The organism is Agrobacterium sp. El2ro-1b (assembly GCF_048298475.1).
Lineage (GTDB): Bacteria > Pseudomonadota > Alphaproteobacteria > Rhizobiales > Rhizobiaceae > Agrobacterium > Agrobacterium fabrum.
This window is the reverse complement of record NZ_CP103459.1, coordinates 1,888,456-1,900,355: the sequence shown is the minus strand read 5'-3', so window position 1 is coordinate 1,900,355 and position 11,900 is coordinate 1,888,456. Positions and strand designations below refer to the sequence as shown.

7 protein-coding genes are annotated in these 11,900 nt (G+C 59.8%); 1 reads left to right on the top strand and 6 read right to left on the bottom strand.

Features of this window, described 5'->3' with window-relative positions:
- Positions 1-12 precede the first annotated feature (12 nt).
- The 4 genes from NYR50_RS22715 to NYR50_RS22700 form a co-directional block, all read right to left on the bottom strand.
- Positions 13-1,209, bottom strand: a complete 1,197-nt coding sequence (locus NYR50_RS22715) for an efflux RND transporter periplasmic adaptor subunit (protein WP_236777126.1) — start codon at positions 1,207-1,209, stop codon at positions 13-15.
- 423 nt (positions 1,210-1,632) lie between these two features.
- Positions 1,633-3,138 (bottom strand): diguanylate cyclase domain-containing protein, encoded by a 1,506-nt coding sequence (locus NYR50_RS22710; RefSeq protein ID WP_418138117.1) that lies wholly within the window; start codon positions 3,136-3,138, stop codon positions 1,633-1,635.
- 169 nt (positions 3,139-3,307) lie between these two features.
- Positions 3,308-4,132, bottom strand: coding sequence for a bifunctional allantoicase/(S)-ureidoglycine aminohydrolase (locus NYR50_RS22705; protein ID WP_418138116.1), 825 nt, complete (start codon positions 4,130-4,132; stop codon positions 3,308-3,310).
- Between the two features lie 90 nt (positions 4,133-4,222).
- The gene (locus NYR50_RS22700; RefSeq protein ID WP_418138115.1) at positions 4,223-5,269 is read right to left on the bottom strand and encodes a class I SAM-dependent methyltransferase; all 1,047 of its coding nucleotides are present in this window, start codon (positions 5,267-5,269) and stop codon (positions 4,223-4,225) included.
- 315 nt (positions 5,270-5,584) lie between these two features.
- On the opposite strand from NYR50_RS22700, the gene NYR50_RS22695 reads away from it, so the two are divergent.
- Positions 5,585-7,579: a putative bifunctional diguanylate cyclase/phosphodiesterase gene (locus tag NYR50_RS22695; protein WP_418138114.1), complete on the top strand. Its 1,995-nt coding sequence runs from the start codon at positions 5,585-5,587 to the stop codon at positions 7,577-7,579.
- Positions 7,580-7,616: 37 nt separating this feature from the next.
- Here NYR50_RS22695 and NYR50_RS22690 read toward each other — a convergent pair whose 3' ends face one another.
- Positions 7,617-8,693 (bottom strand): Ldh family oxidoreductase, encoded by a 1,077-nt coding sequence (locus NYR50_RS22690; protein WP_418138113.1) that lies wholly within the window; start codon positions 8,691-8,693, stop codon positions 7,617-7,619.
- 282 nt (positions 8,694-8,975) lie between these two features.
- Positions 8,976-11,705 (bottom strand): DNA translocase FtsK, encoded by a 2,730-nt coding sequence (locus NYR50_RS22685; protein ID WP_418138112.1) that lies wholly within the window; start codon positions 11,703-11,705, stop codon positions 8,976-8,978.
- Positions 11,706-11,900: the final 195 nt, after the last annotated feature.

Below are 11,900 nucleotides of genomic sequence, written 5' to 3'. Positions count from 1 at the left end.
GGAAATCGGTCCTTATTGCTTCGCGGCAGCGGCCGGGGCAGCGCCCTCGCTGCCGGAGGCGGCAGCCACATCAGGCTCCTGCGACCACGGTTCAGGCTTCACTTTGGCGCCCGGCGCGGTTTTCTGGAAACCTTCGGCAACGACACGGTCGCCTTCCTTCAGCCCATCCGAAATCACCCAGCGATCACCGATGGAGCGTCCGACGCTCACGCGCCGCTGTTCGACCGTGTCTTCGGCATTCACGACAAGAACGCTTGCCTGCCCGCCCGCATCGCGCTGCACCGCCTGCTGCGGCACGGCAAACGCTGCCTTCTGGATGCCCTGCTGGATCTGGACGCGCACATACATGCCCGGCAAAAGATCGCCGTTCGGGTTGGGGAATTCGCCGCGCAGCGTCACCTGGCCGGTGGTTTCATCCACCGCCGCTTCGGAGAACAACAGGCGGCCGGAAACCGGATAACGGCTGCCGTCATCAAACAGCAGGTTGACTTCGGCCTCGTTCTTGCCGGTCATGAGCTGGCCATCCTGCAGCGCCTTGCGCAGGCGGATGAGATCGGCAGCAGGCTGAGTAAAATCGGCATAGATCGGATCGAGCTGCTGGATCGTCGCCAGGCTTTCAGATCCGGTAGCGCTGACCAGCGCGCCTTCAGTGATGCGCGCCCGGCCGATGACGCCGCTGATCGGGGCCTTCACATCGGCATATTGCAGATTGAGCCTTGCTTCCGCCACGCCGGCCTCCGCAATCGCCACCTCGGCATCGGCCTGCGCGAGCAAAGCGACGGCATTGTCGAATTCCTGCTGCGAACCGACATTGGAGCGGCGCAGCTGCTGCTGACGGTCGGCGGTCTGCCGCGCCTGCAGTTGTGCGGCCTGCGCCCGGCGCAGCGTACCCTCGGCGCTATCGACACGCACCTGGAATGGCGCACGATCGATCCGGTAGAGAACGTCACCTTCCTTCACCAGCGAACCCTGCTCGAACACCCGCTCCACGATGATGCCGGAAACGCGTGGGCGCACTTCGGCAAGCCGCGTCGGCGCGATGCGCCCCGGCAATTCGTTGGTGATGGGCAGTTCTTCCGGCTTCACGGCCACGACCTTGACCGCCCCGGGCGGCGGGGCGGCGGGCGCGGACGCCTGCTCATCGCTACACCCGACCAGAACGATGCCTGTCAACAACACCGCTACGATCTGCCCAAATCTCTTCGCCATACTGCGCTCCGAATCCATAAAATAAGTCAAATTTACATACATACTAAGACGTATGTAAAATTCCGGCAATAGAATTGTTGCAGCGCAAAAACACTCTCACGCGCTTGTGAAGATGTGTGCGACCCTGAAAGAACACCAAGGAAGAGCGGAACCGTGAAATGCGAGGGAGAGTCGGGCCAATTGCGCCGACGTCATCCTCGGGCCTGTCCCGAGGATCTGCCACCGTATCGATTTTATTCGACGTGGTTAGATCCTCGGCACAAGGCCGAGGATGACGTTGAGGGAATGTTCACCCTTCATCACCGACTTCAAGAGACTGCAGCCTGTCCGGAAATTTAAACCGGACAGCAGTAAGACAAGCGCAGGGATGTCGTCGAGACCATGCAAACCGTCGCGGAAGACAAAAACACCCCTCGCCTTTCCTTAGAATAGGCGCTTCAGCGAGGAGGCTTCCGACTGGGGGCTGATCTTCGTCGTATCGCTATTGTCGGCCGATCTGTTGCGCAGTGCCGCATAATAGGCGTTCTTCTGCTCGTACATGTTCATGTCGGCCCGGCGCACCACCGATTCCATCGTCTCGCCAGCCTCACTGGTCGCCACGCCCAGCGACAGGCTGAGCGGCGCGCTGGAATAGAACTGGTTATTGATCTTCAGCAACTCATAGACCGTGTCGACCATGGCGGCGGCCACCTGCTTGTCGGCGCCGGGAAGAAGGATGGCGAATTCGTCACCGCCAATGCGCGCGGCATGGTTCGGCGCGGTCACCACGCCATTCAGCACCTCGCCCACCCGCCGCAGCAACGCGTCGCCGGCATCGTGGCCGAGCTTGTCATTGGCATCCTTCAGGCCGTTGAGATCGATGACGATGGCAGAAACCGGCCTGAGTGCGCTGCGCTCCAGCCGGTTCAGCTCGTCCGAATAGAAAGCACGGTTATGCAGCTTGGTCAGCACATCGTGCTTGCCGAGATATTCGAGATAGGCTTCCGCCTTCTTGCGCGCTGTAATATCCGTCAGCGCCACCTGCACCAGCGACCAGTCCCGTTCATGGCCGGGAAAGACGGAAAAATGCAGGAGAACGTGCCGCTCCGAACCGTCGAGCGCATAATTCACCACCTCGCGGTGATGGGTGAGATTGCCGTTCCAAAGCTCGATCAGCTGTTCCCGGAACGGCTTTTCCATCTCGCCCCGGAAAATATCGCCAAGCCGCTGCAACAGGACCTGCCGGTCCGGCGCGCAGAAAAGGTCGAGCGTCGCCCGGTTGACGTCGATGACGCGGATTTCGCTCATGCATTGCCGCACAAATTCCGGATGCACATCCATGAACACCCGGAAATCAACGATGCCACGATCCCTGACCTCCTCGATCAGCCGCCGCACCCGGCTGAAGTCTTCCACCCACAGGGAGACCGGCGAATGCTTGAACATGCCTTCGGCATAACGTCGGTTGAGAAGTTCCTTGCGGCGCGCTTCCTCCCGCTCCGTCACATCCTCGGTCGTCAAAAGCAGCCGACCGAGCGTATCCTCGTGGCCGGGTATGACCGCACCGCGCAGCTGGATATCGAGCCGCTTGCCGCCGATAGAATAGTTCACAGCATTGCTGGTGAATTCCGTCCGGCCCGCCCAGAGTTCGGAAAGCTCGTTCACATGGCTTTCCAGCATGTCGTCGCGGAAAATCCGGTGCAGATTATCGACGAGATGTGCCTGGTCGCGAGCCTCGAACAGTTCCAGCGTCTTGGCGTTGACCTCAATCACGCGGATTTTCTGCGAACAGGCCGCCACCCGCGATAAATCTTCCAGAAGAAATGCCCTGATATCTTCTATACCCTCAGCCCGCCAGATATCGAACTGGCTCTTCACCTCGCTGAAATCTTCGATCCACATCGCCACGGGTGCAAGATTGAAGACATTGGTATCGATCGTCTCAGTCATACGGGCATTCTTCTCGAAAAGTAGATGCAGGCGGATGCCGGAATGGTACGGAACGGCGACAGCCGTCCGCATATCAAGATTTATTAGGGATATCGGACTTTAAGCAAGCATTTATCGCGCAAACCGCCGGATTGCGCGATAAATCATGGGTCTCGCCGACCGATGCCCGTTACCAGAGCTTCACATGGCGGTTTACATCCTTGTAGAGCAGGTAACGGAACCGGCCTGGCCCACCCGCATAACAGGCCTGCGGGCAATAGGCGCGCAACCACATGAAATCACCAGCCTGCACCTCCACCCAGTCCTCGTTCAGCCGGTAGACGGCCTTGCCTTCCAGGACATAAAGGCCGTGTTCCATCACATGGGTTTCCATGAACGGAATCGTCGCACCCGGTTCGAAGGTAACGATGTTGAGATGCATGTCGTAACGCACGTCTTCCGGATCGATGAAGCGCGTCGTCGCCCATTTGCCTTCCGTGTCAGGCATGGCCGACAAGGCAATCTCGTCTTCATGCGAAAAGATCGGCGGCGGCGGCTCAAGGCCGTCAACCGCCTGGAACGCCTTGCGAACCCAGTGGAATTTGACCGGCGCCTTGCTGGCGTTATTCACCTGCCAGCGCACACCGGCTGGCAGGAAGGCAAACGAACCTTCCCGCAGGGCATGCTGCGCGCCTTCGAACGTCACGGTCATCTCGCCTTCCACGACGAAGATCGCAGCTTCAGCCCTTTCGTCCGGCTCCGGCCGGTCGCTGCCGCCACCGGGCTGCACCTCCACGATATACTGAGCGAAAGTCTCGGAAAAACCGGTCATCGGCCGGGCGATGATCCAGGCCCTGGTGCCGGTCCAGTGCGGCAGCACGCTTGTTACGATATCGGACATCACGGTCTTGGGGATAACGGCATAGGCGGTCTTGAAAACAGCCTTGCTCGACAGCAGTTCCGTCTGCCCCGGCAGACCGCCCATATCCGAATAATATCTCTTCATTTCAGCCATTCCATTCTGCAACGCATTCGGCGCGGATTCTTAGGCCCGCGACGGGGTTTAATCAAATGGTTATTGGCAGTCGGAGACCGGCCGAGGATGTCACGCCTTCTTCCGCATCGTCGCATAGACGATATTGTGGTTCTCGCCGAAGAAGACTTCCGCCTCGATACTTGCGGGATCGGCGCTGGCATTGACGATCCGCCACATATCCGCCTTCGAGCGCAGTAGCAGAGCCCAGTTCATGAAGGTCTCCATATAGCCGTCCACGACGATATCCTCGGAGAAGTTGGCAAAGAGGAACATGCCGCCGGGTTTCAGCATCTCCATGCAACGCCGCGTCAGTTTGATCGCCACGCGGTCGTTCAGATAATCGTAAAGACCAGCCGCATAAATGAGATCGAAGCTGCCGAGTTCCTGAGTGCGCAGCACGATATCGCGCACCGAACCGTCGATCGCCTCGATGCAGGTGCCGTTGAAATCGCGCGCGACGGAGCCGACGCTGAGCGGATCCTGGTCGAGCGCCACCCAGCGCTTGATCCCGCCCTCTTTCAGGGCTCCAGAAGCATCCGCCTCGCGCAGATGGCCGGAGGCGATGGTGAGGATTTCCGTATCCTTGCCGTGCCGGGCGGCGGCCTCGTCAACGAACCGCGTCAGCAAATCGCGCCGCTCGCGCACGGCAACCGAGGAACTGGCATCCTTCGTATAGTCATAAAGGGCCGCGCCGAGCGGGGTAGCCCTGTTCACCTGTTCGGCGACGCTGGGATGGCCATAGATGAAATCCAGCAATTGCGCGTCGCCCGAATAACCGCGCGGCTTTTCGAAGGACCAGCGCGTGAAGGGGTCTTCCAGAAAATGACCCGACACGGGGTGATTCTGCACCAGCGGAATCAGTTCAGCCCACACGCTGGAGTGGAGCTTCTCACGCAGGAGATGAAGTGCGCCTGCTGTTCTATGTATTATCTCATGTGCTGAAACACGATTGTCGAATTGCTGTTGTGCCAATTCGAGAATGAGCGCCACCTCTGCTTTCGCAACCGCGAACTGCTCATCGAATGTTTCCGTTCTGCGCGCAAAAATCTCCTTTGCGACAGTATCCGGGGTGATCAGACTTGCCCCGTCAAGATTTTTCTTCTTTACCCGCACCACATCAGCCTCCAGTGTTAACACATTGTTAACTATACGTTTCTGGGAGACGGATGGCCACTCGCTTTCGATTTTTCAGCGGTGTAGGGATACATTAGTAAATTAGCGTACTTTTTTGGTCACACTCGTGGGCAGGGGAGAAAGCGGATACGTGATTTAGTGAAACTTAATGTTGCGAACGTATGATGCGTTCTTTCTCCCGGTGTTTTCCGCTCACATTGGGACAGATCGACAGGAACCCGCGCCAGTGCATTAGCACACGGAAAAGTGGAATAAGCAGTTACTTGATTAAGTATACGCAACACTATGGGAAAGTGCATGAAGCACACATTGGGAGAGGTGAGTGGACAACAAGACTATCGGCAGCCGGAGCCCCGGTTTTCTGATGAACTTCTTGCCCTTTACCAGCTCGAAGGCGAACGTAGCCGCCGCGGTTCAATCCGGCGGGGCCTTTGGACTGCCGTTTTCATCTATCTGCTGTTTGCCGCAAGCGACATCATTCTGATACCCGACGTCGCGTTTTATACCATTCTCGCGCGCTTCGTCGTCGTCCTGTCATCGCTGCTGATCCTGGAAATCCAGCTGAGCAAAGGCGCCAGCACGGCAGCCCTCGACCTCACCTGCGCCACCGCGCTGGTCATGGGCTATATCGGCTGGCTGGTGCCTTCGCTTTTCACCGACAATATCGAAAACATGTCCTACTATATGGTTTTCGGGGCTATCTTCATGATGGGCGCCAATCTGTTTTTCAGCTTCCGCTTCCATCTGTCGCTGGTGTCATCAGGCATCATTCTCGTCACCTATTTTCTGGCGTCGACGCAGTTTCCCGAGGATGTTTTCTACAAATTCGCGTTCGGCACCTTCTACATTTCGTGTTTCGTCTTCACCTCCTATGTGAACTGGAACCTCAATCGTGAGCGTTACCACGTCTTCCTCAACGGGCTGGAGGCAAAGGCGCAGCAGAAGGCTGCGGATGAGCGTGGGCAGGCGCTGCTGCGGCTTTCCAATACCGATTCCCTGACCGGCCTGCAGAACCGCCGCGCCATCGACCATCATCTGCGCCTGCTGTGGGACAACTGGAGCAAAAAGGGAGAGGGTTTCGCCGTCCTTCTGATCGACGTCGACTTCTTCAAGAAATACAACGACCGCTACGGCCACCAGGAAGGCGACAAATGCCTGATGACGGTGGGTAACGCGCTGCAGGATGCAATCATCGACCACGGTGCCTCCATCGGCCGCTACGGCGGCGAAGAGTTCATCGTGCTGGTCCCGTTCAAATCCAAGCAGCAGGTGGGCGAGCTTGCCGAGACGATCCGCCACACCGTTGAAGAGCTTTCGCTGGCGCATGACCAGCGTCGCGACGGCACGTTTATCGTCACCGTCAGCATCGGCGCCTCCTTCACTCGCCCCAATCCCGACGGCAAGCTTGAGAAAATCATCAACGAAGCCGACCGCGCGCTCTATATCGCCAAGGGCAACGGCCGCAACTGCATGAAGCTGTTCGATCCCGAAGATCCGCAGACCAGTGATGAGACCGAGAACATTGCCGCCCTGCTGAAGATCGCCATCGCGGAAAATCTCGTTTCCCTCGTCTATCAGCCGATCCTCAACGTCTCCACCAATGAGACCGCAGGGGTCGAGGCCCTGATGCGGCTTCGCCTGCTGGACGGCAATCTGGTGTCGCCCGGTATTTTCATTCCGATTGCCGAACGTACCGGCACGATCATAGAACTGGGCCTCTGGACCATCAAGACCGTCTGCAAGCAGCTTCTTGCCGATGACAGGGTGGATGTCGTCAGCGTCAACGTCTCGCCGATGCAACTGAAAAATCCGGGTTTCGCCACCTCCGTTGCGGCCATCCTCGTGGAGGCCGGCATTGCCGGCAACAGGCTTGCCTTCGAGATCACGGAAGGCGTCGACATGGAGATGCATTCCGACGTTTTACGCTGCCTGAGCGACCTGAAGACGCTTGGCATCAATATCTGGCTGGATGATTTCGGGACCGGTTTCGCCGGCCTTTCATGGCTGCGCATGACGGATTTCGACACCGTCAAGATCGACCGCTCCTTCCTGCAGGACAGCAACACGCCGCGCGGCCGGGCGATGCTGCAGGACATGATCCGCCTCATCCGCAATCGCGGCCACAAGATCCTCATCGAAGGCGTGGAGACGGAAGACCAGCTAAGGCTCGTGCGCCAGATGGAGATCGACTACGCGCAGGGCTATTATATCGGCCGCCCGGTCGTCGCCGAACGACTGGGCGCGGCGGCAACGCCCTACCCGCGCCCGAACATGCGGATGCGCCCCGCCTGAGCCCGCGATGGTAGACTGCCGTCATCCACAGGCGGCTTTAGTGATAGGCGGGTGGGCTGACCGAGAATTTTTCCGCAAGCTCCGAAAAGGCCGCCCGTGTGACGGGATCGACCGGCGCGCCTTCCCTCTCCCGTTTTGCCGCAACCGCCCATTCCCGGTCGCCCGGCGCCATGACCTTGCAATCTTCGCGGGCGGGTGATCCGCGCAGCACTTCGAGATAACGTTTCATGCTCTCGTCGAACACGTCCCGCTCCAGGAAGGCCTCCGGCTTCAGCGCCAGAACGAAGGCTCCAAGCCCGCGCGGCGTTGAAAAATCCGGCCCGCCCATGGGGGCGAGATCGAAACTGAGCTTCATGCCGGTGAGAACGGCGCTGAAAATCTCGACCACTCCTGCCAGCGCCGCCCCCTTGAAACCGAATTCACCGCCAACGGGGGCAAGCATCTCGACGGCATTGGGGTCGCGCGTATCGACGCCGTCGCCATCCGAGGCGACGCCTTGCGGCAGTTGCTGGCCGAGGCTGCGGTAAAGCAGAACACGGTTATAGGGCACGGCGCTTGTGGCCATATCCAGCAGCCAGGGCATGTCATCCGCTGCCGGCACACCGACGGCAATCGGGTTGGTGCCGTGGAACCGCATGGCACCATCATGCAGGCGCACGAAACTGTCCGAATTGCAGAAGGTGAGGCCGATATAACCCTGCCGGGCCGCTTCCAGCGCATAAGCGCCGGCCGGGCCGAAATGCGAGGAGTTGCGGATCGCCACCGCGCCAATGCCGAATTTTTCCGCCAGCGCCATGGCATTCTCCATGGCTGCATAGGTGGCGCGGGCGCCATGGGCATGGTCGGCATCGATCGTTTCCACGGCACCGAAGCCGGACACGCGACTGATCTGCGGCCGCCGATTGAGGCGCCCGCCTTCAAGGGCCGTGACATAATGGGCAAGCAGGCGCACGCCATGGCTGTCCACGCCGAGCCTTGTGCCGTGCATCATGGCGCGGGTCGCCGCATCGGCCGTTTCCTCATCGGTGCCGACGGCCAGAAAAACGGCGCGGCAGAACCGCTCCAACTCGTCCAGCCTCGCCAGAACAGTAGCCTTTTCGTTACCGTGCGCCATAAGGGAACCCTACCCAATTCCAGAATCTATGCCGCACAGGCTATTCACAGGGCGCGTTTTTGCAATCGAATATCGCGGCCGAAACGCCGATAAGCACACAGGATAAGACACACCTCATATCCATCATTCCGGTTTTGCGCCGAAAACCGGCGCGATCAGGTCATTGATCTCGGGAGCCCCTTCCACGTCGCACACGCGACGTGGCTGGATGCCGGGTCGAGCCCGGCATGACGAGGTCGCAGGAGCGATACTGGAAATCTTCACCGTAGAACCGGCGTGAAATCAGTCGTCCGCGCCGACCGTTTCGAAACCACCACGCTCACCGGCGATGATGGCGCGTTTGCCGACATGGTTGGCCGGACCGACGATGCCTTCCTGCTCCATGCGTTCGACCAGCGAGGCAGCGCGATTGTAACCCACGGACAGGCGCCGCTGGATATAGGAGGTCGAGCACTTCTTGTCGCGCATCACCACCTTGACCGCCTTTTCATAGAGATCGTCGCTGTCATCCTCGCCCATGGCGGTCTTGTCGAAAACAGCGGCCTCCTCTTCGAGCTCTTCATCGGCCTCGTCGGCATCTTCGGTGACGGTGCCGAGATATTCCGGGCGACCTTGGGTCTTCAGATGCGCCACGACCTTTTCCACTTCCTCGTCCGAAACGAACGGACCGTGGACACGGGCGATGCGGCCGCCGCCCATCATGTGCAGCATGTCGCCCTGACCGAGCAGATGCTCCGCGCCCTGTTCGCCAAGGATGGTGCGGCTGTCGATCTTCGACGTCACCTGGAAAGAAATGCGGGTCGGGAAGTTCGCCTTGATCGTGCCCGTGATGACATCGACCGAAGGACGCTGGGTGGCCATGATGAGGTGAATACCGGCAGCACGGGCCATCTGCGCCAGGCGCTGCACTGCGCCTTCGATCTCCTTGCCGGCGACCATCATCAAGTCGGCCATTTCGTCGATGATGACGACGATATAGGGCATGGCCGTGAGGTCCATTTCCTCCTGCTCGTAGACAGCCTCGCCCGTGGCGCGGTCGAAACCGGTCTGGACGTTGCAGAGTACCGTCTCACCCTTGGTGCGGGCGGCAGCGGCCCTTGCATTATAACCGTCGATATTGCGCACGCCGAGACGCGACATCTTGCGATAGCGGTCTTCCATTTCGCGCACGGCCCATTTCAGCGCCATGACCGCCTTTTTCGGATCGGTGACCACAGGCGTCAGGAGATGTGGAATACCGTCATAGACCGACAGTTCGAGCATCTTCGGATCGACCATGATCAGGCGGCATTCTTCCGGCTTCATACGGTAAAGCAGCGACAGGATCATGGTGTTGATGGCGACCGACTTGCCGGAACCGGTGGTGCCGGCGACCAGCAGATGCGGCATCTTCGCCAGTTCGGCGATGACGGGTTCGCCGCCGATGGTCTTGCCGAGGCAGAGCGCGAGCTTCTGGCGGGTTTCGGCATAATCGGTCGCTTCGATCAATTCGCGCAGATAGACCGTTTCGCGCACCGGGTTCGGCAGCTCGATGCCGATGACATTGCGGCCGGGCACGACGGCGACACGCGCAGACAGCGCCGACATGGAGCGGGCGATATCATCGGACAGGCCGATGACGCGCGAAGACTTCACACCCGGGGCGGGTTCGAACTCGTAAAGCGTCACGACCGGGCCAGGGCGGACATCGATGATCTCGCCCTTGATGCCGAAATCCTCCAGTACGCTTTCGAGAAGCCCGGCGCTCTGTTCCAGCGCTTCGGGCGTCATGGTCGTGGTCTGCTGGACGCGGGCCTGCTGCAGAAGATCGATGGAGGGATATTGATATTCTCCCTCGGCGAAGACCGGCGCTTCGCGGAACATCGGTTGCGAAGCCTGAATGGGCGCGCGAGCGGTGAAACGCGGCTCTGCCACTAATCTTTCTGCCGGCTGGCTTTCAATCGGCTGGACCTGCTCGACGGGCCGCTGCGGCTCGACGAACACGGCGGCCTCCGCCGCTGGCTGTGGCGTGATCTCCTGTTCGGCGGCAGGAACGATGGCCTGACGCACACCGATTTCCCGGTACATCCGGATCGCGGAACCACCCGGCACGGTGACAACCGGAAGTTCGGACGAAAGCACGACGGCAGCGGCAGCGGGCACGGAAACAGCAGGGATGGACGCCGTCAGCGCCGGGTTCGTCAAAGCTGGGTTTACGAGGGCCCGATCGGCAAAATTGGCGCGGATATAGGCGGGAACAGTCTCCACTGCCTCACCTGGCAAATCAAGCGTCATGACTTCCCAGAACAACTCGTCCGGCAGATGGACGGCAAAGGCTGGGACGGAGGCAGCCGGCACGGTAGCCTGCGCCGCGGCCGCGGGCTGTACGGCGGGCATCGGCTGAACAGGGGAAAATACCCGCTGCGCCAGAGCTTCCACGATGGGCCCGGCCGTCAGCGGCTGAGCCGGCGCCAGCGCGGCGGCCGCAGCTTCTTCCGCCTGCTTGCGGGCAAGCTCCAGACGCAATTTATAGGTCAGCGCCCTCGCACCACGCGCATCGGGCGGCTGCGGCAGAAACGGCATGCGCGGCGGCGGCACGCGCTGCTCCGCCGGTTTTACGACCGGCTGTGATGCGACAGTGGTTTCTTCCTGCGTTACTGCCTCTGGCTCCAGCATCTCTGGCGCGGCGACAGCGACCACTTCCTCAACGGAAATTTCGGGCTCTTCCGGAATATTCGGTGTCTCGACCGGCATGCGTCGGCTAAAGGCGCTTTCCGGCGTGCGGGTAAAGCGAACATTGGGGCCAAGCACGAAAGCATTCTGCCAGCCGGGCATTTCTGTACGGCCTTCAATGGCGTCGGCTGCGCTGACATCGGCATTCGGTCGGGGTGCGGCATTTGCCTTCACCGTCTGCTGCCCGGCAACCGCCTTGCCGCCGGCATGACGAGCGTTGTCGCTCCCCTCCCCTGCGTTATTGGACGAATTCTGGAATCTGGATCGGGAGAAGCTCATGGCAGCGTGCACACTCATCATAAACGTACATATTTCGGTCTCCCTGAAATAGAAAATAAAGGTTAATTACCCCTTTCCAAACTGGGCCATGGCAACAGATTTTCAACTCTTCCACAGCCAAAGAGCAGTACATCCTGATGGGAAAAGACCATCCCAAGCCGCTCATTTTACTGGATTAAATCCGGTTTTTGGGCGGTGCCATCAGGCGATGGACAC